18 protein-coding genes and 1 pseudogene are annotated in these 25,414 nt (G+C 43.8%); 15 read left to right on the top strand and 4 right to left on the bottom strand.

The features are described 5' to 3' along the window. Window positions 1-46 precede the first annotated feature (46 nt). Window positions 47-1,936: pseudogene (locus tag AC0DBE_RS18630) on the bottom strand (sensor histidine kinase); the annotation flags it as partial. Between the two features lie 178 nt (window positions 1,937-2,114). Here AC0DBE_RS18630 and AC0DBE_RS18635 point away from each other — a divergent pair. The 3 genes from AC0DBE_RS18635 (at window position 2,115) to AC0DBE_RS18645 (ending at window position 10,190) form a co-directional block, all read left to right on the top strand. After that, window positions 2,115-3,191 (top strand): response regulator, encoded by a 1,077-nt coding sequence (locus AC0DBE_RS18635; protein WP_472963275.1) that lies wholly within the window; start codon window positions 2,115-2,117, stop codon window positions 3,189-3,191. 320 nt (window positions 3,192-3,511) lie between these two features. Beyond that, window positions 3,512-9,454: a SpaA isopeptide-forming pilin-related protein gene (locus AC0DBE_RS18640; RefSeq protein ID WP_472963278.1), complete on the top strand. Its 5,943-nt coding sequence runs from the start codon at window positions 3,512-3,514 to the stop codon at window positions 9,452-9,454. 97 nt (window positions 9,455-9,551) lie between these two features. Then, window positions 9,552-10,190 carry a class A sortase gene (locus AC0DBE_RS18645; RefSeq protein WP_242733741.1) on the top strand — a complete coding sequence of 213 codons (639 nt, stop codon included), beginning with the start codon at window positions 9,552-9,554 and terminating at the stop codon, window positions 10,188-10,190. 132 nt (window positions 10,191-10,322) lie between these two features. Here AC0DBE_RS18645 and AC0DBE_RS18650 read toward each other — a convergent pair whose 3' ends face one another. Continuing rightward, window positions 10,323-10,733 (bottom strand): YwpF-like family protein, encoded by a 411-nt coding sequence (locus AC0DBE_RS18650; RefSeq protein WP_242733744.1) that lies wholly within the window; start codon window positions 10,731-10,733, stop codon window positions 10,323-10,325. Window positions 10,734-10,909: 176 nt separating this feature from the next. On the opposite strand from AC0DBE_RS18650, the gene ywpG reads away from it, so the two are divergent. From ywpG to ywpJ, 4 genes are all read left to right on the top strand, one after another. Continuing rightward, window positions 10,910-11,293 carry a DynA interaction protein YwpG gene (gene ywpG, locus AC0DBE_RS18655; protein WP_045385247.1) on the top strand — a complete coding sequence of 128 codons (384 nt, stop codon included), beginning with the start codon at window positions 10,910-10,912 and terminating at the stop codon, window positions 11,291-11,293. Window positions 11,294-11,369: 76 nt separating this feature from the next. Further along, window positions 11,370-11,711, top strand: a complete 342-nt coding sequence (gene ssbB / locus AC0DBE_RS18660; RefSeq protein ID WP_014115447.1) for a single-stranded DNA-binding protein SsbB — start codon at window positions 11,370-11,372, stop codon at window positions 11,709-11,711. Between the two features lie 224 nt (window positions 11,712-11,935). Next, complete coding sequence (gene glcR, locus AC0DBE_RS18665) at window positions 11,936-12,712, top strand: transcriptional regulator GlcR (protein WP_079288864.1); 777 nt, start codon at window positions 11,936-11,938, stop codon at window positions 12,710-12,712. A gap of 5 nt (window positions 12,713-12,717) precedes the next feature. Further along, window positions 12,718-13,575 (top strand): phosphatase YwpJ, encoded by an 858-nt coding sequence (ywpJ, locus tag AC0DBE_RS18670; protein ID WP_072565394.1) that lies wholly within the window; start codon window positions 12,718-12,720, stop codon window positions 13,573-13,575. 129 nt (window positions 13,576-13,704) lie between these two features. On the opposite strand, the gene AC0DBE_RS18675 is transcribed toward ywpJ, so the two are convergent. Further along, a complete protein-coding gene (locus tag AC0DBE_RS18675; protein ID WP_472963281.1) occupies window positions 13,705-16,473 on the bottom strand; it encodes a DEAD/DEAH box helicase in 2,769 nt (922 codons plus the stop codon). Beyond that, window positions 16,460-18,070: an SWIM zinc finger family protein gene (locus tag AC0DBE_RS18680; protein ID WP_472963284.1), complete on the bottom strand. Its 1,611-nt coding sequence runs from the start codon at window positions 18,068-18,070 to the stop codon at window positions 16,460-16,462. The genes AC0DBE_RS18675 and AC0DBE_RS18680 overlap by 14 nt, the downstream gene beginning before the upstream one ends. A 204-nt stretch (window positions 18,071-18,274) precedes the next feature. On the opposite strand from AC0DBE_RS18680, the gene AC0DBE_RS18685 reads away from it, so the two are divergent. The 8 genes from AC0DBE_RS18685 (at window position 18,275) to AC0DBE_RS18720 (ending at window position 25,412) form a co-directional block, all read left to right on the top strand. Then, window positions 18,275-18,418 (top strand): YwzD family small protein, encoded by a 144-nt coding sequence (locus AC0DBE_RS18685; protein ID WP_003221769.1) that lies wholly within the window; start codon window positions 18,275-18,277, stop codon window positions 18,416-18,418. A 234-nt stretch (window positions 18,419-18,652) separates the two neighbouring features. Continuing rightward, window positions 18,653-19,399: a protein-tyrosine kinase activator TkmA gene (tkmA, locus tag AC0DBE_RS18690; protein ID WP_014115441.1), complete on the top strand. Its 747-nt coding sequence runs from the start codon at window positions 18,653-18,655 to the stop codon at window positions 19,397-19,399. Further along, window positions 19,389-20,105 (top strand): CpsD/CapB family tyrosine-protein kinase, encoded by a 717-nt coding sequence (locus AC0DBE_RS18695; RefSeq protein WP_072565391.1) that lies wholly within the window; start codon window positions 19,389-19,391, stop codon window positions 20,103-20,105. The genes tkmA and AC0DBE_RS18695 overlap by 11 nt, the downstream gene beginning before the upstream one ends. Window positions 20,106-20,154: 49 nt before the next feature. After that, window positions 20,155-20,919, top strand: a complete 765-nt coding sequence (locus AC0DBE_RS18700) for a tyrosine-protein phosphatase (RefSeq protein ID WP_472963287.1) — start codon at window positions 20,155-20,157, stop codon at window positions 20,917-20,919. Window positions 20,920-21,114: 195 nt separating this feature from the next. After that, window positions 21,115-22,437: a UDP-glucose 6-dehydrogenase UglF gene (gene uglF, locus AC0DBE_RS18705; RefSeq protein WP_242733750.1), complete on the top strand. Its 1,323-nt coding sequence runs from the start codon at window positions 21,115-21,117 to the stop codon at window positions 22,435-22,437. A 362-nt stretch (window positions 22,438-22,799) separates the two neighbouring features. Continuing rightward, window positions 22,800-23,222 (top strand): YwqH-like family protein, encoded by a 423-nt coding sequence (locus AC0DBE_RS18710; protein ID WP_014115436.1) that lies wholly within the window; start codon window positions 22,800-22,802, stop codon window positions 23,220-23,222. Window positions 23,223-23,231: 9 nt separating this feature from the next. After that, window positions 23,232-23,492, top strand: a complete 261-nt coding sequence (locus tag AC0DBE_RS18715) for a YwqI/YxiC family protein (RefSeq protein WP_003221757.1) — start codon at window positions 23,232-23,234, stop codon at window positions 23,490-23,492. An 18-nt stretch (window positions 23,493-23,510) separates the two neighbouring features. Continuing rightward, entirely contained in the window at window positions 23,511-25,412 is a 1,902-nt protein-coding gene (locus AC0DBE_RS18720; RefSeq protein ID WP_014115435.1) for a T7SS effector LXG polymorphic toxin, read from the top strand. The last annotated feature ends 2 nt before the right edge of the window (window positions 25,413-25,414 follow it).

Consider the following 25,414-nt stretch of genomic DNA (forward strand, 5'->3'; position numbering starts at 1 on the left):
TGAAGTGGAATGCCGAACCTTTTCCCTCTTCCGATTCGACCCAAATGTCTCCGTTCTGGAGCTCCACCAGCTGTTTGACAATGCTTAGACCAAGACCGGCTCCGTCGTCTTTATTCGTTTCAGCTTGCTGAAAAGACTCAAAGATGGTTTGGCGATCGGTTTCTGAGATGCCGCTTCCGGTATCTGTTACTGTCACCTTGATCATGTTATTGTTCAGTTTTGAAGCGGAAAGTGTGATTCGGCCCTCCGCTGTATACTTGATTGCATTGTCTACTAGATTGGTTACAATTTGCCGAAAGCGGTTTTCATCTGCGAGTACCAAAGGAAGGCCGGGTGGAATATGGTTCATAATGTTCAAGTTTTTATGCCTGGACAATAGATGATAAAAATTCATTTCCGAACTGATTAAAGTGTAAATATCAACAGGAACCGGGTGAATCTGAAGCATGCCTTGTTTTATTTTTTCTAAATCCAAGATGTCATTCACCAGATTGGACAGCCTGTAGCCCATGCGGATGACAAGCTGCATATTTTCTTTCTCTTCTTCTATCGTTCTTTTTCCTTTGCCGGCCAGCAGCGTCTGGCATATATTGATAATGCTGTTCAGCGGCGTTTTGAATTCATGCGATGTTTTGGCAATAAACTCATCCTTTAGCCGGTCAATTCTGAGCAATTTCCATGACAGCACTTCATTTTCGCGGAAAGCGCCGGCAAATTGCTGTGCCATCAAAAGAACGATCGCCAGCAAGGCGATGACTGTTGGCAATGAATAGATCGAATTAAAGGAAAAAGCTGTTTTTCCGCTGTAAGCGGAGATGGTCGTTAAAATGACAAAAGCACTCATTGATATAGAAGCGATTGTAAGATACAGGCTTCCTTCCATTTTGCGGATCGCTGCAATCGTAAAAATATATGTAATATAAACCAGGGTCGAAACGGCTAGCACAGAATGTAATATGTATGAGGCATGGCCGATAAAACCCACGGTTAAAAAATCTGTGATCAAGACCAGCCCGGAAGAAACAGTGGCTATGAGAATAAAACGCTTTGAAACAATCTTCCGGTAAGCAAAATAGAGATAGAGAAAAACCGCAATGCTGACAAACACTGTAGAGATTGCCCTCATTGAATTTAGCAATGAAAATGAAATTGACGGATTGAGGAGAAATATAATCCGCTCTTTTCCGATCATCAGAATAATGAACGAAAACAGAAGACACATAACAGAAAAAAACAACAAATGTTTATCTTTTTTTCTTTGCAGGAAAAAGCCCAGAAAATATAATCCGGTAATGAAAAAAGCCGTAATCATGATTGAATCATTAAGAAAGGAAATTTTGTTCTCTCGCAATATGTTATCCTGCGTTCCAAAAGTAATCGGCTTTGCGATTCCCCACCCCGGCGTTTTTCCGAAGTTTGAAAATTGTACCACAAGTTCATTGTCACCCTTGTGAAGCGTAAAAAAGCTCGTATACGGTCTGTTTTGCGCTGTAAAATCAGGTTTATTTGAAGGGCTGCCGCTTTGTCCTATCAATTGGCCATTAAAATAGATGCGATTTGCACTGTAAATAAACGACGTGCTGATCCCGAAAACCTGATTGTCTTGCTTTGATCTGATCGTCAGCTTGTACGTTCCGTAATCTACGTTAATACCCTGCTTGGCCAGCTTCACATTACTGGGGACATCAACGAAGAGGGGATCTTTTCCTTTTGCTGAAGCGATCTCTTTTGGCGACAGCAGCTGATTGGGATATAATGTCCACTTTCCATTCAGCTGTACATTTCCATCCTTCTGAAAATCCCAGTTTTCCAAGTCCATGATCCCATGCTTTGCAGCAGGAAGTGTTGAACCAGAAAAATGGTCAATGGCTATAAAAACCATAAAGAATGCGGCATAACCGAAAATAATCGAAGTGAAAATGAATTTTTCTTTCATATCAATGCTCCTTTATAATAGGATTTTTCTAAATTCCTATTTTTATAAATATTGTAAGTGCAAACTTTCAAAAACTATAGATAGAAAGAAAAAGAATCCAGATAAAGGGACAATTTGGCATGATATAATAGAAGTTATTTACTGTTATCTCGATTTTATTTATAGGGTGTGATGTTTTGTGAAAGCGTTAATTGTTGATGATGAGCACCTGGCATTGCTTCACTTTAAAAATATGCTTGAACGGACAAACGCATTTCAATCTATTATGGCGTATCAAGATCCGATTGAAGTTCTGGAGCACCCAGAGATTCCTGCGGTAGATGCAGTGTTTCTTGATATTGAAATGCCGGGGATTAACGGCATTGAGCTTGCTGAAGCAATTCAATCGATGAATGAAAACATCCAAGTCGTTTTCATCACGGCCTATAATGAGTTCGCTATCAAAGCGTTTGAGCTGAATGCCATTGATTATTTGCTGAAGCCTGTAAATTACAAGCGGCTCGAGACAACTGTTGAACGAATTAGAACGAATAACATGCTCAGAGCATCTGCAGAAAATACCGAGGCGCATTTTTCTATCCAATGTTTTGGAAACCTGCAGTTTTATCAAACCTTAAAGGGTGTCAAAACAAACATTCCAGTCAAGTGGAGAACGTCGAAAGCACGCGAAATATACTCATTTTTACTTCATAACCTAGGCCACGTGGTCAGTAAAGACATGCTAATCGATCTTTTTTGGCCTAATTACGATGTGTCGAAAGCAAGCACCCAGCTCTACTCAACCATTTATCAGATACGGAAATTACTCAGCCAGATCCCGTTCAGCCAAACAATCGAGAAGACCGATACAGGATATATTCTTCGGCTTTCAGGCGCAAAAATCGATGTTGCCGAATGGGAAAAGTCACTAAAAGAGGCTCCTCCGCTCAATACAGCTACATTACATCTGCACATGGATATTTTCATGGCCTATCAAAGTCATTACCTGTTAGAGTACGGCTATTTGTGGGCAGAACCGGAAAAAACGCGTCTCGCCCAGCTTTGGCTTGGAAAGGCTTATGAACTGATCGATTTCCTCATTCGGGAAATGAACGATCATCAAGCAATGGATATTTGCCTGCAGGCCGAGAAAATTGAGCCTTGCGATCATAAAATTATGCAATACAAGCTGCAGCTATTTAACAAAAACGGGAAGGTAGAAGAGGCAATAAAAGAATATCAGCGTTATAAACAAATGAAAGATCAGATTAATTGAAGAAGCAAAAAAACTTATCCAAACCAGTGTGTGTCGATTGCCTATCGATGCACACTGGTTTTTTTGTACAAGTCATTTAAAGGGAAGGCCCTCTCCATATGTCTCCGCTTGAAACTTCTAATCTCCAACTCATTCCATTTTTAGTTGTACAGAATTTGTATAGTTCCATTTCATACAATGTAGTTTGGTTCGGATGGCAATTCTTAGTTTTTAAACTCATTCGGCATTAGTAGTTATTTTTGGGGGATGAGACATGACTTTATGGTCTCGCGGATCAATCGGCAAGTGAAAAAATAGATATGAAAGGGAGGAATGAAAAGTTGAGAACAAGGAGTTTTCCCTTAGGGCTGAAAAAAAGCGGGCGAATCGTTATGATCATAAGCCTGGCCATCTTTTTCTTCTTCAGCCAGATCGCAAGCTATACTCTTACAGCACAGGCTGTTGACGTAACGTCAAGTGACAGCCAATTCTTCGATTCGGTGACGGTCAAGGAGGGCAATGACAAGATTGTTGACGGGTCAAAAGGAAATGAACCGGCATTAACGCCGGGGGATGAAGTGACACTGACATATGAATGGTCATTAAAAAAAGATAAAGACGCAGAAAGCGAACAAGATATCAATGTGGAGATACCTAAAAGCTTTACATTTGATAAAGGTGCAGAAGGTGAGATCAAATCTGCTGACCAAGTCATCGGCAGCTATCAAGTGCCGGCGGGCGGCAGCACCATGACGGTAAAATTAACAACTGCATCCGCGGACTCTCCTGATGCCAAGGGAGCCATTACACTGTCAGCCACGTTTACTGCAGATGTAAAAGACGATGAGCATACAGTAGCAGCCCTTTTTCAACTGGGGGGAGGCAAAACCCAGCAGGTGATCATCCCTGTTAAGAAAGATGAGACACAAGATGCCGAGGCGGAAGAGCCAAAAAACGACTCTTCTGAAACTGCGGGTGATCAGGAAGGGACAGATGACAAATCTACACCTTCAGTCAGCAAGGAGCAAAAAGAGGAAGAACAACAGCCATCAGCCGACTCTAAGAGCAGCGACTCCTCTAAGAGTGATGATTCCAAAAAAGTGTCATCCTCTAGTCAATCAGCTTTCAAAAGCTTGCAAACTGAAGAAAAACAAATCACCCAACATATTTTAACCGGCGTGACACTGACGGATGAAAACGGGGAGCCATATGACAAGAGCAATCGTGCCAGTACAAATGCTCCGGTGAAAATTTCAATTGATTGGGCCATTCCTGACGATTTAGGAAAAACAATCAATGCCGGCGATACGTATGAATTTGATTTGCCTAAAGAATTTATTATGCATAATGACATTGTGAACCTGCCATTAAGAGCCGGAGACACCACATACGGGACATTTTCTATTGATACGAACGGACATGTGGTGATGACATTTAACGGCGAGGTAAAAGAAACTTCTAATGTCAAAGGCACATTGGTTATCAATACGCAGTTCAACGAGAAAAAAATAACGGGTTCGACAACACAAAAGATTCCATTCCCTGTGAATTCCGATACTCCTGAGACAACGGTTTATTTTAAACCGAATGTGAGTAAAACCATTGATAAATCAGGTGCTCTGGATAAAGGCATCAACCCCGGCAAAGTAACATGGACGGTCGATGTCAATAAAAAATTAGATCAAGTCAAGAATGCTAAACTCACAGAAAGCCTCCCGGATGGCTTAATCTACCGTTCAGTTAAAGTGTATGAACTCAATGTGAACATTGATGGTTCTGTAAGCAGAGGAAATGAAGTTTCTTCCGGCTATAGCGTTGATTCAAAAGGAAATGTCACATTTAACGGGACAATTGATTCAGCCTACCGCCTTGTGTACGAAACCGACATTGACAATAGCGCAAAGCCGAGCCAGGGCGGAAATGTGACGCTGACGAACAAGGCAGCATTCAGTGGAGACAATCTGGAACCAATTTCTGCAGAAGCCACTGTTACGGCCAAATATGGAAAAATGATCGCAAAATCATCTACCGGCTATAATGGAGAATCTCAAACATTCAGCTGGGCTATTGCATATAACTACGGTGAGAAACAGATCGACCAATCCAAGGCCAGCATTAAGGATTCTTTTGGAACTGGCGATTTGCACCTCGTGAAAGACTCTTTGAAGGTTATTCCTATTACCTTTGGACAGAACGGCAGTGAGCAAGCTGGAACGCCTTTAAAAGAAGGCGAGGACTACACGCTTACCGATAATGGAAGCGGATTTGAAATCAAATTTAATAAATCTGTTACCAGCGCTTACAAAATCACATATCAAACAAAGGTCAACAGCGGAGTGATCATTGATAAATCGACAACATACACCAATAGCGTGGTGACCGGAACAGGGGATTCAAAAGAAGCTTCTGGAATAGCCATTCAACAGAACCTTATCAAAGGGTATTCAAATGTTGATTATGAGAAGAAGACGGTTGATTGGACGATTACAGTTAATAAAAATAACTATGAGATGAACAATTGGACGCTGGATGATCAATTCGAAAGCGGCGGATTGGTTCTGATTGATGACTCGTTCAAAATTCAAGACACAACGAACAACAAAACGTTGCAGAAAGACAAAGACTACACGTTGACAAAAAATCCCGAACATAAAGGCTTTACTTTGGCATTGATCGGGGATTACGCGAAAACAAACAGTCAATTTAAGATCACGTATACGACAACATTCAATGCCGATTATTCTAACGAAATCGTCAAGAATACAGCTCAGTCGAAATGGACTGATCAATACGGCAATGAGCGCACGAATAAGGTATCAAGCGGTTTTACGCCGAATCATCAGACGACAAACAATGGATTCAAAAACGGATCATACAACGCAGTTTCAAAGGAAATCACGTGGAAAGTCGGCATCAATTATAATGGCGAACCCACAAAAAATCCTTATATAAAAGATGCCATAACAGATCCTCAACAATTTGTGCCGGGTTCCGTTGTGGTAAAGAGCTATACGATCAATAAAAACGGCTCCATCACAGAAGGAGACGCGCTTGACCCTTCCAAGTATGAGGTCGAAGAGCCTTCAGAAAAAAATGAACGCACTCTGACGGTACACCTTAAAACGGGCGATTCTGTGCCATACTTGATTGAGTTTAAGACATCGCTCAAAGGACAGGTCATTGATCAGAATCAGTATACAAACAAGGCGACCTACCATAATGACGGTTATGCAGACCGCACGTTGACAGGCTCTGTTTCAGTTACGAACGGAGGAAGTCTGGTTTTCAAAGGCGGCAAACAAAATGGAAGCTACATCGATTGGAACATCAATGTCAACTCCAGCCAATCAACGCTGGATGACGTAAAAGTTACTGACACGCCGGATGAAAATCAAATCCTAGATGCGGATTCTTTTAAAGTATATCAAGCAAAATATGATGAAAACGGAGTGGTCAAAGACAGCAGCGGAAATCTGACCGCGGGAGATGTCGAGCTTCAAAAAGACAAAGACTACACGTTAGACATCAAAACTGACAATACAACAGGTGAACAATCGTTTGTCCTGAAATTCATAGGCAGCTATAAGCAAATTGACCGCGCCTATGTGATCAAATACCGGTCTCTGATTAACATAGCCGGCACGAATGGCCACGTTAAAAATAAAGTGTCCATTTCGGGAACAAATGTGAAGGAGCAGACTCAGGAAAACAGCAGCTCGATCTTTGTTGCCATTTCAAGCGGTGACGGTTCCGGATCCGGAGATAAAGGAAGCCTGACGATTTTTAAGACTGGAGAGGACGATAAAGCTCTTGAAGGAGCAGAATTCCAGTTATGGTCTGAGGATTCCAAACAGCTCCTCCGCACTGGCACGACGGATGCCGGCGGGAAGCTTACATTCGGAAATATTCGCTACGGTTCCTACGTATTAAAAGAGATAAAAGCGCCTGACGGATATACCATCAGCGATGCTTATGCAAAAGGAGTCTCTGTTAAGATAGACAGCAATTCCTCCAAGACAGGGGCACTGTACAAAGTCGTAAATCAACAGAACAAGGTGACGCTTATCAAACAAGACGAACAAAACAATCCTTTGGCGGGTGCTGTTTTCAAGCTGGAGAAAAAATCAAATGACGGTACCTATACTCTCATACGAACAGATATAAAATCCGATAAAAACGGAAAAGTGGAAATGAACGGTTTGCCGGCGGGCTACTACCGCTTGACAGAAACACAAGCTCCTGCAGGCTTTATCGTGAATACAAAAGCGATTCACTTCTCAATCGCAAAGAATGAAAAGAATCAAGTGTCTGATGTCAATTTAGGAGCAATGACCAATTACCAAGGGAAAGTCTCTCTAACGAAGGAAAATGCTGAAGGCCAGAAACTTGAAGGCGCAGTATTCAACATTGTCGATCAAGATGGAAATATCGTTAAAGAAAAGCTGACTTCGGATAAAGACGGAAAAGTTGAAGCTTCGGGCCTTGCGCCGGGCCGTTACGCCTTTGTGGAAACAAAAGCGCCATCCGGCTATGTGCTGAATACAACGAAAAAAGAATTTACCATCTCAGAATCTGCAGCAGGAAAGCCTGAAGCCGCAGATGCCGGAATTGCCGTTAACGATAAAGGCTCGGTTCAGCTGACGAAGGAAGATGCCGATGGCCAAAAGCTTGAAGGAGCCGTCTTTAGGATTATTGACAAGGAAGGAAATACGGTCCAAGAAGGGCTGACCTCAGATGAAAACGGGAGAGTCGCAGCTTCAGGCCTTGCATCGGGACACTATGCTTTTGTTGAAACGAAAGCGCCATCCGGCTATGTGTTAAACACGGAGAAAATAGAGTTTGCGATTTCTGATTCCGCAGCAGGAAAGCCGGAACCAGTGGATGCCGGGACCGCTATCAACTATAAAGGCTCTGTTGAGTTGACGAAGGAAAATACTGAAGGCCAGAAACTGGAAGGTGCAGTTTTCAACATTGTCGACCAGGAAGGAAATACGGTTCAAGAAAAGCTGACTTCGGATAAAGACGGAAAAGTTAAGGCTTCGGACCTTGCACCGGGCCGCTACGCCTTTGTTGAAACGAAAGCGCCATCTGGCTATGTGTTAAATACGGAGAAAATAGAGTTTACCATTTCTGAATCAGCAGCAGGAAAACCAGAATCTGCAGATGCAGGGATCGTCGTGAACGATAAAGGCTCGGTTCAGCTGACGAAGCAAGACCAAGATGGAAAAGGCTTAGCCGGCGCAGTATTCAAAATCACTGACAGCAATGGAAAAACAGTGAGAGACGATCTCGTTTCAAAAGAAGGCGGCAAAATTGAAGTTGACGGGTTAGCGCCGGGAAGCTATCAATTTGTTGAAAAACAGGCGCCAGATGGATATCTTTTATCCGAAAGCCCAGTGTCATTCACCATTAAGGGTGAATACAGCGGCAAACCTGAACAAGTGAAAGTAACAGCGGTTAATACCAAGAACCTTGTTGTTCTCACGAAAGTGGATCAGCATGATAAAAATAAAGTTCTTCAAGGCGCGGAGTTCAATCTGACAGACGCCAAAGGCAAAGTACTGAAATCTGGCTTGACAACTGATGACAAAGGACAGCTCACGGTTCATGGCCTCAAAGCCGGCGAATATCAGTTTGTCGAAACAAAAGCGCCTAAGGATTATCATTTAGACCAAACACCTATATCGTTCAAGATCACAAATACAGACACGAAACCAGTTGATATCACCGCTGAAAACATATTGACACCAGGTGACGTGAATGTGACGAAAGTGGATCAAGATGATAAAACTACAGTTTTGGAGGGCGCTGAATTCAAGTTATTGGACGCAAGCGGCAAGCCTGTAAAAACTGACGGCTATGGCAAAGAGCTGCCTGAACTCTGGAAAACGGATAAAAAGGGGCAGTTCATAGTAAAAGGCCTTGCGCCGGGAAGCTATCAATTGATTGAAACAAAGGCACCGGAAGGTTACAAACTGGATGAAACACCAATTGAATTCACAATAGAAAAAGGACAGCCAAAAGCTGTTGAGCTCGTTGTTTCTAATCAAAAAGTGAAAACACCAACGCCTGACAAACCGGATAAACCTACACCGGATGGAAATGTGAATGGAGATGGACATCATTCGAAAACTAATGGTACAGATGGTGATTCGAAAACAGACAAATCCCTTCCAAAAACCGGAGATGCGGACAGCACATTAACGGTCATGATCGGTATCCTGCTGCTAATGGCAGGCGGAGGCTTAGCTGTTGCCTCAAGAAAGAAGCAAAGAAAGGGATAAATATGAAAGCACCTGATCATTGAAGAATTGATCAGGTGCTTTTTTAAAAGTGACACAGCTCATTTTAGAATGAAGCATAAGAAAGGAATTTTTTTGCATGTACAAGAAAATGATCATTACGATGTTCATTCTTTTAGGACTGCTGCTTATCTGTTCTCCTCTGTTGAAAGGAGGAATCATAGCCTATCTTAGCAAAAGCCAGAGTGAGTCGGCCTTAACTATGGAGCAGCTGAAAAGAAATAATGAGAAAGAAGCGGAATTTGAATTTGATTCAATCGAGCCGCCTGAGTTGGTGGATGCCATAAAGGCTGGCTTTAATCACGATCAAAAAGCGGTTATCGGGCGGATAACGATTAAAAGTGTCAATCTAGAGCTTCCGATCGCAAAAGGCACAACCAACGAAAACCTTCTGATCGGGGCGGCAACAATGCGCCCGGATCAGAAAATGGGCGAGGGAAATTATCCGTTGGCTGGCCATCATTTGAAGCAAAAGAGTCTTCTGTTCGGACCTCTTGAAAACATAAAAACAGGTGCTCAAATTGTGATCACAGATTTTAAAAAAGACTATATTTATTCTGTGACATCCAAAAAAATCATGTCGGAAATGGATGCAGATGTGATTGAGGAGACAAACGAAAAGGAGATTACGTTAATCACATGCGACAAGGCGGCCGAAACCGAAGGGCGCCTCGTTGTTAAAGGGGAATTGGTTGATTCTTTTGGCCATACAAATTAAATATGCAAGCACGAAAATAAAAGCTGCCGTTCTAAAACGGCAGCTTTTTTAATGTAGAACATATTGATTCAAAATGTCTATTGTGCCGCTCTTCGCTTCTGTACCGGCTTCAGGGGACATATCCCCTCATTTTTATATTTTTTGCCTAAATGCCTCAATGAGTTGTGTTCCTGTATAGCCCTCTTTTACAAGGGATTCAAGAATGGTCTCAGTGCCTTGCTGTTTTCTTGTGACCATTTGTCCGTAGATTAAAACCTGTATGCTTTCTTCCAGCTTGACGATATTTTTCACTGCTGCTGTCAGCTGGGCGGGGCGATTGCTTTTTTTCGTGATTGTTACAAATACTTTGGCTTCAGATTGGCTGTTTTGAAGCTGTTCAAAAAAAGACAGGTGTTCTTTCGCTACAAGCGCTTCGATCAGCCAGTGATTTTCACCGTCTTCTTTATTTATAATTAGTCCGTCGATAAGGGGAAACTGTTCAATTGTTTTTTCTTCCTTGTCCACTCGTTCCACATTCAGATCAACCAGTTTAAAGGTTTTCATTCCTTTTCTCACCCCGATTACTTCCAAAGTTTTCTTGCCTTTCATTATAACATAAACGTTTTAGAGGAAAAAATGCTGCAATGCTGGGGCTAAAGAATTTTGTATTGGCGAAACATTTAATAATTTCTATTTTTTCATTATACTGTAACTGACTATAGATTACGGAGAGATGTGGTATGAATCAATTTCGTTTAAAAGAAATTTATATTGACGGCACTCCTTCTGAGGATTGTTTGATTCAAAAGGAAGTAACTTATATGTTAAGCCGTAAAGAAGTGTTTGAGGTTCATCTGAACAAGAAAGGCAGGATAAGCTTTTTATACGAAACGCAAGACGGCATGGAACAGTATAAAATTAAGGTGTCACTGCCGGAAAAAAAACTGAGCTTTCAGTGGTTTGCATGGGATGGTTCTTCCTATGTGTGTATGAATACGCAAAATTGGCTGACAAAGCAAATATTTTTCCGGTTTTTAAAAAGTACATATTTCTTTAAAGGGAAAAAACAAAAGATGTTTTTAGCTGAAGGAAAAATGAAAACGAAAGATAAAAACAGAGGCTGAAAGTCACTTTTACACGTTTTTCTTTTCTCATTGCATCATCTACAATACATATAACCGCAAGGAGAGGAGGAATCGCATGTTCAATCAGGTCATGCTTGTCGGACGTCTTACAAAAGATCCTGAGCTTCGCTACACTTCCGCCGGTGCGGCAGTCGCACACGTTACGCTCGCGGTAAATCGCAGCTTCAAAAATGCTTCAGGTGAAATCGAGGCCGACTACGTCAATTGCACACTTTGGAGAAAAACAGCTGAAAACACGGCGTTGTATTGCCAAAAAGGTTCTCTCGTCGGCGTAAGCGGGCGGATTCAGACAAGAAGCTATGAAAACGCAGAAGGCGTTACCGTATATGTAACGGAAGTGTTGGCTGACACTGTTCGTTTTATGGACCCTAAACCCCGGGAAAAAGCTGCCGATTGACATCCCCCTGATCCTCCCGTTTTCTATCCATTCATATTATCCGGATCTCCGCATCATCCCCTCAAAATTGACCAGTCGACCAGACTGGTTCTTTCTATTGTGTCATTTAGGAAAAATTGGTTCTTATGATGCATTTTTACTTAAATTCACTTAATAATGTTGAATGAAATTGAATAAAAACTTATAATTGCTTAAAGATGATTGATAAGAAAAGGAATGAGGGCGTGTACCAAGAAGAAAGATTAGTAGCGATTTTGGATTTTTTAAAACAGCATAACCGAATTACAACGGAGCAGATCTGTACGCTTCTTCAGGTGTCAAGGGATACAGCGAGACGGGATCTTGTGAAGCTGGAGGAACAGAATGCCATCATCCGTACAAGGGGCGGTGCCATTTTGCCGACTGTGCATCAAAAAATTCAAAGTTACTCTGGCCGCCTGAAAACAGTGTCCGAGGAAAAAAACAAGATCGGCAGGCTTGCCGCATCGCTCATTCATGATGGTGACCGGGTGATTTTAGACGCTTCTACAACCGTTCAGGCATGTGCAAAGCATTTGAATGCGGATGATTGTACGGTGATCACCAACTCGATTAATCTCGCGGAAGTGCTGTCCGATAAAGAGGGAATTGAAATCTATCTGCTCGGAGGCAAGCTTGAAAAGGAGCACCGCTTTCTGTACGGCGCCTCTGTGATTGAAAAGCTCTCAAGCTACCACGTCGATAAAGCGCTGATCGGTGTGGTCGGCATTTCCGAACATGGCATTACAATTGCGCATGAAGAGGATGGTATGGTGAAGCGAAAAATGATCCAGCAGGCAAAGCAGGTGATCGCGCTTGCAGATCATTCGAAGCTGGGGAGCACCAGTTTTTATCAGTATGCGGCGCTGAGTGAAATCGATCTCTTGATCACAGACAAGCTGCCGAATCAGGCGTTTTGTGACTTGCTTGACCGTAACGGAGTGGAACTTCTCGTGACAGAGCAGGATGAAGGAAAGGGCTGACAAACTTGAAATTGATTGCGATTGACTTAGATGGAACCTTACTCAACAGCAAGCATCAGGTAAGCTTGGAAAATGAAAACGCGCTGCGGCAGGCGCAGCGGGACGGCATTGAAGTGGTGGTGTCAACTGGGCGCGCTCATTTTGACGTCATGTCAATCTTTGAACCGCTGGGGATCAAAACGTGGGTCATCAGCGCAAACGGCGCCGTCATTCACGATCCCGATGGCAGGCTTTATCATCACGAAACGATTGATAAGAAGCGGGCATATGATATTCTCTCATGGCTTGAGTCGGAAAACTATTATTACGAGGTATTCACAGGTTCAGCCATATATACGCCGCAAAACGGCAAGGAGCTTCTTGAGGTTGAGCTGGACAGATTCAGAAGCGCGAATCCGGAAGCAGATCTTTCTGTCCTTATGCAGGCGGCCGAGGTGCAATACAGCCAATCCGGCTTCGCTTATATTGGCTCGTTTCAAGAGCTGTTTGAGGCTGATCAGGAGATCGACTTTTATAATATTCTCGGTTTTTCTTTCTTCAAGGAGAAGCTCGAGGCAGGCTGGAAAAAATATGAGCATGCCGAAGATTTGACGCTTGTCAGTTCTGCTGAGCACAACTTTGAGCTATCTTCCCGCAAAGCTTCCAAGGGGCAGGCGCTGAAGAGGCTTGCGGAACGGCTGAATATCCCGATCGCAGAAACCGCGGCTGTCGGTGACAGCTTAAATGACAAATCGATGCTGGAGGCGGCGGGAAAAGGTGTAGCGATGGGCAATGCGCGGGAAGATATCAAAGCGATGGCCGATGCTGTCACCTTGACCAATGACGAACACGGCGTCGCACATATGATTAAACATTTACTGTAGGTTTATATGCTGCATCAAAAGCGCATCCTGTTGATAACCGGCGTAACGGATTCCTTGGAAATTCGGCGTGACGGATATGAACGGAAAAAAGCTGGCTCTTTCAAAGAGCCAGCTTTTTTATAGTCATTCTCATCGCGCTGAGGCGCTTAATGTAAACAATTCTTCGAGTTCCTGTGTGGAAAGCTCGGTAATCCAGTTTTCACTTTGGATAATTTGGTCGTTCAGGGTTTGTTTCGATTCGAGCATAACATCAATTTTTTCTTCGATTGTTCCCGTTGTAATCATTTTATGAACGTGGACAAAGCGCTCCTGGCCAATGCGGTATGCCCGGTCAGTGGCCTGGTTTTCAACGGCCGGGTTCCACCATCTGTCATAATGGATGACGTGATTGGCGGCGGTCAAATTAAGCCCGGTGCCTCCAGCTTTGAGTGAAAGAATGAGTGTCGGGTATTCTTTCTTCTGAAATTTCTCAACGAGTGTATCCCGCTCTTGCTTGGAGAGACTCCCGTTTAAAAATTGCACAGGTTCGCCGAACGTTTTTTCAAGCAGCCTTTTCATCATGTTCCCCATCTGAATGTATTGCGTGAAAATAAGGCAGCTTTCGTTTTGGACGCGGATCGCTGTCATGAGTTCCAGCAATTTTTCGAGCTTGACTGATCTGCCAGCCAGCAGCTCGGTTTGATCCTCTTTTAAATAGAGCGCGGGGTGATCGCATATTTGCTTGAGACGTCCGAGCATGCTGAGGATCAACGCTTTTCTCTGCATGCCGGTCAGTGACGTCATATGGTCAAATGTGTCTTTGACAAGCTGCTCATAAAGTGATGCCTGTTCGGCTGACAGCGGGATAAATTCTTTTTCTTCCAGCTTCTCAGGAAGATTAAGCGCGACCTCTTCATCACGTTTCGTCCGCCGCAGAAGGAATGGGCGGATTAACTGCTGAAGCTGTCCGATTCTCTTTTCGTCCCGGTCTTTTTCAATCGGCAGCACATAGCGTTTATGGAAGCCCGTCAGACTGCCGAGGTAGCCTTTATTCATGAAGTCAAAAATGGACCATAGTTCAGTTAAGCGATTTTCCATTGGCGTGCCGCTCAGCGCGATATGGTGAAGCCCTTTCAGCTTTCTGATTGCACGTGATTGCTTCGTATGCGCGTTTTTAATATTTTGCGCTTCATCAAGGCAGATTGTGTTCCATGTCACAGAAGACATCTCTTCCGAATCGGCATGCGACAATCCGTACGAAGTGAGTACCACATCTGCGTTTTCGTAATGCGCGGCGAAATCATCACCTTTTGGACGGCGCGGCCCATAATGGAGCGCGACAGACAGGTCAGGTGCAAAGGTTTGAAGCTCCCGCTGCCAGTTGCCGAGTACGGATGTCGGCGCGATAATCAAATTCGGCGTTTTTTGCCAGCCGCTTTCCTTCACGTGTAGGAAATAGGCGATCATTTGAATCGTTTTCCCAAGACCCATATCGTCAGCCAGACAGGCGCCAAAACCGCTTTCTCGCAGAAACAGCAGCCAGTTCATGCCGTATTTCTGATAGGGGCGGAGAGTTCCTTGGAAAGAAGGACTGACTTCGTGCTCCGGCAGATTTTCCGCGGCCGTAAGCTTTCGAATCAGTGACCTGAGCTGTTTGGACAGATCAAATTGAATGCCGGCAAAAGCGGATGTATCAATCAGATCTGAATCTTCAAGCCCGCCTTCCCCCTGATCCATTAGTTCGCGCGCCAGAATATCAGACATGTGGAGTCCTTCCGATTCCGCTTTTTCCATCAGGCGTTTCATTTGTTTGATAAACTGCGGATCGATTTTTACCCATTGCCCGCGTATATTAACGAGGCGCCTGTTGCTGGCGACAAGCTCATTAAATTCAGCCTCAGTCAGCTCAATTCCATTTGTCGCAAACCGCCAGTTGAAATCAAGCAGCGCATTCATGCCGACAAATGACTCGCCGCGCGGGGCGGACGACACCTTTGCCTTCAGCATCATGTTGCTGTCTCTGACAATCTGCCACCAGGACGGCAGGAGAATTTCAACCCCCATATCGACAAGCGTCTCACTTGCTTCTGACAGGAAGATCCAGGCTTCTTCCTCTGAAATCAGCGTTGTCCCAGAATCAAATGACAGCCACGGAACCGTTCTATGAAAGCGATCCTGCTCACGTGCGATTTTATCGCTGTACGCCTGCCACGATTTCTTAAGGCTCTTCAGCCCGTCAAAGAATTCAACAGCGCCGCTCTTTTTATCGCGTAAAAACATCTCGATTTTCCAATCGTCTCCGTCAAAGTCTGGCTCATTTAAGCGCAGGCCGACTGTAAATGGAGATTGATCGTCAATCCAGCCGATCCCTTCAAGAAAATCCTCTTCATCGAGAAAATGTCCGCGGAATGTCGTGACCGCAGGCGATTTCTCCTTAATGTGTTCCCATTTCTCCCGCAGGTCATCGTCGTATTGGATGTAGTCCTGCACTGCAGCGGAAAACCAATCCGCAGTAAAGCCATCTAGTATATTGTCGCGGTCCTTCCAGCGAAAAACACCGTTTGTCCATGCTTCATAGTCAGGCAGAAAATCGCCGTCTGCGATAAATTCATAGATGGTCGATGCCGCCTCGATCAGCGGCTCCGTTTCTTCTGTAAGGTGCACGGAGCTGAATGAGTTGAACGAGTTTTTGCCGAGAAGCTCTACAGTCATCCATGGAGAAAGCAAAACAGCGGTTGTCCCGATGAAGCTGACATCCTCAAGAAAGGTTCCGTAAAATGAGGATTCATGCCATTGGAACAAATGCCTTTTCATATGGCTGTAGGGAAGGGGCTGTTCATTCTCATCAAAGGCTGAGAGCGTAAATGAACCATCTTCCATTTGTTCGACGTGGATGAGAATTTCTTTAAGACTCGCCATCAATCAACTTTCCTTTCTGCAGTTCTTCTTGAAGCGCGCGCAGACGCTTGTAATGCGAGCTCAGCTGCTGAATATACCGCTCCCACACCTTCAGTTTCTTCGCTTTTCTGTACAGGGTGCGCAGTTTTTTCAAATACCGTGCGGCTTCCTTGTACGAGCTGCGGTTCTTCTGATCGATAAAAAAGGCCACTTCTCTGTGGTAAGCCGGGATAAGCGCCTCCGGATCGCTTGCTGCAATTTCCTTCAGCATCATTTTATCCATTTCATAGATGGAAAAGCCGACAAGGCTGTGAATTTCGATCCACTCGGTATACCGTTTTTTCTCATATAAGTGATGGCTGTATTCTGTGAACGTATACGGCAGACAGCCCGAAGCATAGCGTTCAAACAGCGATTGGTCATTGGTTTGCTTCACATAGGCATTCAGCAGAAGGAACAATTCGCTGATCACGTCGCGAATCTCTTTAAACGGCTTATCCAGTTTCGTATAACCCATCGCAATCGGTTCAATCCGCTGGTACCATGTTTTCAGCCGTTTCCAATCCTTCTTGGCAGTGATTTCACTCAGCCACTGAAACGTATACGGCAGCGCTTCCGGCGGGAATTCATCAGCTTCCGCAAAAATAACGTCATCATTCTTCTGCAAGAATTCTAAGTGCAGGCGCCCGAATTGCAATTCAGGAGAAAAACGCCGTCCGGCTTCTTTTTTCAAAATCTCCTGTTCGCGCGCCACCCATTTTGGCCGCGACAGCAACGCACTCCAAATTTCACCGAAGATGCGGATGCGTTCATATTGAAAAATATCTTCTTTCAACAGCAAATGTCGGATAACTTCCGGTGTTTTTTCCAAAAACGGATCAAGCGCAAATGACAGCGCATATGTTTTTAATTTATCAATAGAGCTGTAGATTGTATCCATCAGCTGTTCAACATACGGATTGAGGGAATAAAAGTCTTGCTCGGGGTTCAGCTTGCCCGCTTCAATCAATGTGAACATCCGAAGCCAAACCGCAATCGCGGAATGAATTTGGTACAGGCTTTTCAGCTCCGGCTTGTTCGGCGCATGCTTTTTTAATGCGGACAGGTAGCCGTAATAGAGGCCCTGCATGTTTTGGCTGCTTTCCGGCGTGCGCGCCTGCCAGAGAGAGAACTCTGAATCAAAAAAAGCGAGCCAGCTTGAAAGCGATTCTTCATTAGGCAGCACCTTTTCCTGGAATTGGCGGCGGACGAGCTCTTTGCTTTCCTCAAGCTTTTCCCTCTCAAGCCAATACTCTGTAAAAGTACCCACCCGCTCAAACATTGCATATACATATAAAAACACAGCCAGCATATGGCGGCAGATTCTTCCGGACGGACATGAACAGCCGCTTTTGACTATGACAAACAAGTTCAATGTGACCCGCACAGGGACAACATCCTGCACAAAAGCCGTAACTTCCGTCGGACTCACTGCTTGTAAACGATAGACTGAATCCTGCCGATATAAAATAAGGGCTTTTTTGATCAGCTGAACATTTTCCTCATTGTAGGGAAGGAGTTCTTTCAACTGTTCAGCAGATGCCAGCACATCGTCTTTGGAAATCATATTCTGAAGCATGATTATCGCTCCTAACCGAGTCACGTAATAAAAAGATCCAATTTCTCTATTATATCGCAACACATCGGCCTGAAAAAGTTTTTCCTAAAAAAGGACATAAAAAATGGGATGTGTCGAATGATGTATTAGAGATTGCAAATTGATAACCGGCATCATATAATAATCGTGTTTTCAACTTAATGGAAGCTGAAAGGAACAAAAAAGATGAGTGAAAAGAAATTGAATCAAGAAGAATTTCTGAAAATTTTGATGCATGCACATGAAATTGGTGAGCGGTCATCTGAAATGACGACGAAGGAAATGCTTGAAAATTTGATTTCTCATATTAAAAATGGATATGCAACATAAGAATCCCGCACGCCTTTTGCGGGATTTTTTTAATGCGTGAATACGTGACTGCCTGAATAGGAGAAAAAGAGTAAGCTTTGTCAAAACAATAAATAGAGCGCTTACATAAAGAATCGCCACATAACGTTTTGTAAAAAAATGTCGAATTATGTCACGTGAAAAGCTGGAGAAATGCGGTTTCTACGTTGTATAATCGTAGATGGAAAAGGATGTTATAAGAGATTTGGAGGTATCATGGGAGAATCTACTAGCTTAAAAGAGATATTATCAACGTTAACAAAACGCATACTTTTGATTATGATTGTAACCGCAGCGGCCACTGCTGCCGGCGGACTCATCAGTTTCTTCGCACTTACACCCATCTATGAAAATTCAACTCAGATTCTGGTCAATCAATCGAAAAACAACCAAAAAGAAGTCCAATTTAACGATGTTCAAACCAATCTACAGTTAATCAATACGTATAACGTTATCATTAAGAGCCCTGCCATCTTAGACGAAGTCATTAAAGAGATGGGCCTGTCGATGACATCTCAGGAACTGAATGACAAAATTACCGTATCCAGCGAGCAGGACTCCCAAGTGGTTAACATATCAGTCAAGGATGAAAACGCAGAAACAGCGGCTCATATTGCCAATACCATCGCATCTGTCTTTAAAACCAAAATCACATCCATTATGAATGTTGACAATGTCAGTATTCTGTCAAAAGCCGAGGTTTCAGACCATCCGTCACCTGTATCGCCAAAGCCGCTTCTTAACATTGCCATCGCGTTTGCGGCGGGATTGGCGGGAAGCATCGGTCTGGCCTTCCTGCTTGAGCATTTAGATAATACGATCAAATCGGAAGAGCAGCTCGAATCCTTGCTGGACATACCGGTTTTAGGGACGGTTTCCACGATTGCGAATGAGCAGAAAACAGCGAAGAGCCTACACGGTATCCAATCTGAAAAAGCGGGGAGTGGACATTTTGGCGCTTAGAAAAAGCAGAGGCTCTTGGATACGCAGAAATGTCATTGCGATGACAGAGCCGAAATCCTTGAACTCTGAACAATATAGAACGATTCGTACGAATATCGAATTTGCTTCAGTGGACCGCCAAATGAAATCAGTGATGATCACATCGGCCTGTCCCGGAGAAGGAAAATCAACGACGGCCGCTAACCTGGCTGTCGTATTTGCCCAGCAGGGAAAAAAAGTGCTTCTAATTGATGCCGATTTGCGAAAACCAACAGTACATACGGCCTTTCATCTTGAAAATATGATTGGCTTAACAACTGTTTTATTAAAGAAAAGCTCACTGGAGCAGGCTGTACAAGCCTCAAATGCAACACATCTTGACGTGCTGACGAGCGGCCCGATCCCGCCAAACCCTGCTGAGCTTCTCTCCTCGAAGTGGATGAACGAGCTTGCAGACGAAGTGTGTGCGGCATATGATATGGTCATTTTTGATACGCCGCCTATTCTTGCTGTAGCGGATGCGCAGATTTTAGGCAACGTGGCAGACGGTTCTGTTTTGGTTATCTCAAGCGGGAAAACAGAAAAGGAACAAGCCGCAAAAGCGAAAGAGGCACTTGAATCGTGCAAAAGCAAGCTCCTTGGGGCGATTATGAACGGCAAAAAGCTTTCGAAGCACTCTGAATACGGATATTACGGAAACAAGGAAAATTTCATACAAAATAAATAACGTGCAGCTTGCCCGTTATTTATTTTTGCGAAAAAAAGGAGGCTAAGACATGATAGATATTCACTGTCACATTCTTCCGGCAATGGATGACGGGGCAAGCGATTCAGCCGACAGTATAGAAATGGCAAGGGCTGCTGTTTATCAGGGAATCCGGACCATCATTGCGACACCGCATCATAAGAACGGTGTGTATGAAAACGGTCAAGCCGCAGTCAGAGAAGCAGCAGATCAGTTAAACAAACGTTTAATCAAAGAAGACATCCCTTTAACCGTGCTTCCGGGGCAGGAAATCAGAATCTATGGCGATTTGGAACGGGATCTTGCTGAACAGCAGCTGCTTACACTGAACGATACTAAATATATTCTGATTGAGTTTCCGTTTGATCAGGTTCCCCGATATGCGGAGCAGCTTTTTTATGATTTGCAGCTGAAAGGATATATTCCGGTTATCGCCCATCCTGAACGCAACAGGGAAATTCGCGAAAACCCGTCCTTGCTGTATCATCTTGTGGAAAAAGGAGCGGCATCTCAAGTGACTTCAGGAAGTCTTGCGGGTACTTTCGGAAAACAGATGAAAGCATTTTCTCTCCGGCTGGCTGAAGCCAATTTGATTCATTTCGTAGCATCAGATGCTCATAATCTGAAAACAAGAGACTTTCATTACCAGGAAGCCCTTCATGTTCTTAAGAACGAATTTGGTCCGGAATTTCCTTATATGCTGACGGAAAATGCCGAGCTTCTCCTTCAGAATCAGACGATCTACAGGCAGCCTCCGCAGCCGCTCAAAAGAAGAAAATTATTTGGGCTCTTTTAAACAGCCGGTTCTCATTTCACCACTTTCTTTCTGAGAGCGATATAATAGTATACTGTATGATTGAATCACATTTCAGAAATCTGTACAGGCTGTACCCGACAGGCTATGCGGGAGATCATCCGCATTCATGATAGGATGTTCTCATACGATAATACGAAAGCTGCAAAGCAGCAATTTAACTGTTGGAGGGAAACAATGAATATAACAGTCATCGGAACAGGCTATGTCGGTCTTGTGACAGGTGTTTCTCTTTCTGAGATTGGACATCATGTAACCTGCATTGATATTGACGCTCACAAGATTGATGAAATGAGAAAAGGCATTTCCCCCATATTTGAACCGGGTCTTGAAGAGCTGATGAGAAAAAATACAGCTGATGGACGGCTGAACTTTGAAACGAGCTATGAGAACGGCTTGGCACAGGCAGACATTATTTTTATAGCGGTTGGCACACCGCAGAAAAGCGACGGGCACGCGAATCTGGAGCATATTACAGATGCAGCCAAACGCATCGCCCGGCATGTCAAACGGGATACCATTGTGGTAACGAAAAGCACAGTGCCCGTCGGAACAAATGATTTGATTGATGGGTTAATCACTGAACATCTTGCAGAGCCTGTCAGCATTTCGGTCGCATCCAATCCGGAATTTTTACGTGAAGGATCGGCGATCTATGACACGTTTCATGGCGACAGAATCGTGATCGGAACGGCAGATCAGAAAACAGCCAAGACGCTTGAGGAGCTTTTCCGTCCGTTTCAAATCCCGATTTATCAAACAGATATCAGAAGCGCCGAGATGATCAAATATGCCTCAAATGCTTTTCTGGCTACTAAGATCAGTTTTATAAATGAAATTTCAAATATATGTGAAAAGGTTGGCGCCGATATTGAAGCAGTCGCGTACGGCATGGGACAGGATAAGCGGATCGGGAGCCAGTTTTTAAAAGCCGGCATAGGCTACGGCGGCTCTTGTTTTCCGAAGGACACAAACGCTCTCGTGCAAATTGCCGGCAATGTCGCGCATGATTTTGAACTGCTGAAATCGGTCATCAAAGTCAACAACAATCAGCAGGCGATGCTGGTTGATAAAGCGCTGAACAGGCTCGGCGGGGTGACGGGAAAAACGATTGCCCTTTTAGGGCTGTCATTTAAACCGAATACGGATGATATGAGGGAAGCGCCGTCGATTGTCATTGCAGACCGTCTCGCTGCGCTCGACGCCCATATTATAGCCTACGATCCCATTGCCGCCAGCCATGCGAAGCATGTTCTCCCGCAAGCTGTTGAATATAAAGAGACGATCGAGGAAGCAGTCAAAGGCTCCGACGCCGTCATGATTTTAACCGACTGGGCCAACATTAAACAATTCCCGTTAGCGGCCTATCAGAACTTGATGAAAACGCCGCTCATCTTTGACGGCAGAAACTGCTACACATTGGATGAAGCAGCTGAGGCAGGAGTGGAGTATTACTCTGTGGGACGGAAGGCGGTTGTTCCGTCAGGTGCAATTCAATAGTTGGAAAAGAGAAAACTGGCTGGAAGCCAGTTTTTTTCTTTTCTACTACGGTTTAAAGGGAAAAAACAAAATATGCTCTTACGACAAGAGACAGATCATCAACATCTGTCTCTTTCAAGTGTCTTTATAACTACGACTTTAGGTGTTTTCATCTTATAAAACGCTTTCGTTGGCTGTATAACGAACAAAAACAAGATTATAGACCTACACATTGCGAGCGTTATACGTCGAAATTAAGCCGTTTACCCTATTTAAGCCGCCTTCTGGCTATTTTAAAATATAATATATGGAAATAAAGTATGGAAAAGTCTATCTTCATCAGCCCCTCCATACGACTTTTTGAGTATTAAGAGGTGAATCAGATGGGTTATGAAAGTATGTTAGCGGATATCAAAAGTTCGCTCAACGGAAAAATTTCCGACGTAGAAGACAAGATCGAAAAGCTGAAAAAAGCAAAAAAGGACATAGACACACTGCAAGAAGAGGCAATTACTGAAATCAAAGACATTGTGAAACCGGAATTAGGCAAGCACTGGACGGGAACAAAAGCGGATGATTTCGACAAGGGCAGAGAAAACGCAAAATCGGAAGCATCCAAGATTGTGAATGATAAATATAACGAGTATATGGCTTCGATTCAAAGCAAAATATTTTGGCTTGAAACAGAGAAATTCGAGCTGAATTTGACAAAAAGCGCAGCGAATGCCGCAGGCGACCTTCTTGCTAAAGGAGAAGAGTTCGTGGAAGAAGCGGGAAGACAAATTAGTAAACTAAAATGGTGGTGATCTTTTTTTATGTCAGAAATTAAGCTGAAGTACGACACAGTCATCAAAACCTTAGATTCTGTCAAAGACGCGCTGGCTGACGTATCAATCGGCGCCGCAGGATCAAATGGAAAAAACAGCCTCGATTACACGAAAAAATATCATGAGCGTGAGGAGAACATCAAAACCATGCTCGGAGATTATAAAAAAGCGGTGCAGAAAAATATCGAGGATACAAAGGACAACGTAGATTCACTCAAAGAGCAGGACGAGGCGATAGCTGTAAAATAGAAGAGAAAGGGCAGTGCGATGAGCAAAGTATTTGAATCTAAATCTTTAATCGAAGAAGCGAAGAGCAGAAAAAAGCAATATGAGACGCTTGAGGAGCAGCTGAATACTCTGAAAAAAGCGTTTCAGGAAGTGGCGGATTTAGGCGACAATTTTAAAGGAAAAGGCGCGGACAATATTAAAGATTTCTTTCAGGGACAGGCGGAAATCGTCGAAAGCTGGCTGACTCTTGTCTCTGCTCAAATTGCGTTTTTAAATGGCATTTCAGGAGACATTAAAGATCAAGAACTGAATGATTCATATGTGGAAACTTCTTTTTTGGATCATGAGCTGTCCAATGGAGACTTGAAAGCCTCAGAAATTGTCTCCGCTCATAAAGAAGAAATCGACTCCATTTTGTCAGGCATCAGCGATATTATTGATCTCGACATGTACACGCTTGACGACTATGCCGATAAGATGGGCGATGCCCAAAAAATCAGACGTGAGACAATCACAGCAGTCGATAAGCTTGATGAATCCCTGACCACTGAGTATCAAAATTTAGAATCTCTGGACAACGCAGTGCTCACCAAATATTCTGTTCTCATGCAGGCCACCAGCAACGGGAAGAGCGCATCCCCTATGTACTATGACAAAAAAGCCTTCCACAGCAATGAAGTCTACAAAAGCGTCATTGAAGTAGAAAAGCAAGGAACGACCTATATCGATGCAAAAGCCCAGCAAGCCGAAGCCAGACGGCTTCAGGAAAAGGCTGAAGAAGAAGCAAATAAACCATGGTACGAAAAAACATGGGATGGAGTTTGCAACTTTACTGGAGAAGTCACTGGCTATTATGATTATAAAAGAGCAACCGAAGGTGTTGATCCGGTTACCGGAGAAAAACTCTCCACCGCAGAACGTGTGACAGCAGGAGCTATGGCAGCAGCTGGCTTCATACCGGTCGTCGGCTGGGCAGGCCGCGCCTTCAAAGGCGGAAAAGCCATCTACAAAACCGGAAAAGCGGCTATCGCGGCCGATCACGCTTTAGATGCCTACAAAACAGGCAAATCCTTAGATATCCTCAAAATGTCAGAAATGGGCGCATACGGTCTTGTTGCTTCAAACGGATTCTCAGAAGCCGTGACAGGCAGAGACATGTTTGGAAACAAAGTGTCTGAGGAGAAGCGGAAGCAGGGGGCACTGGAAGCGGCTTTAAGCTTAGTTGGCGCAGGTGCATTGGCGAAACACATTAATAAAGGCATCCCGCTTGCAACCCATTCAAAAGTCCAAAAAGCTAACAAGACACTAGAAAAAGTAAAACAATTCAAAGTCCCAACAAACGTCCGCGTATACGCAGAACGCCCAGTAACTCCTGACGGCCTCACGTTCGGATTCCCGACAGTCCGTGTAGATGTTGAAACGAAATCTGTTAAAGATCTTGGGATTGTGAAGATGATGGGGAAATGGAGTAATGGTGGCGAATATGATCGGATTAGAGGATATACAGGTAGAGATCTTTCAAAATACGATAATAAGTATTTAATCGATCCTAGGCTTGTAGTAGAGATGAATTTTAAGGGGAAAGGCAAACCTGGAACAAATGCAGCTGGCTGGGAAAGAAATGCGAAAAAATTTTTTAACACGTTACTTAAAAGTAATCCTGAGTTTTGGAGTGCTGAAAATACTGCTAAGATTAAAAGAGGAAGAGTTCCAGTTGTTGATGAGCAATTTATAAAACATTTTCCACAGTATGCAGATTACTTAAAAGATCCTATGAGACATCATCATATTGGAGAAGGAGGTCAAGCAGCAGCTTTACCTAAAAGCTTGCATCCTGGATATGGTGGTATTCATAATGTTGAAAAAGAATGGGGAATTACCGGAGTAGATGATCAAATTGCGAATAGACTAGAAACATTCAGAAAAGAATCAGGAAGGTGACA

It is taken from the genome of Bacillus sp. VA15, assembly GCF_055721145.1.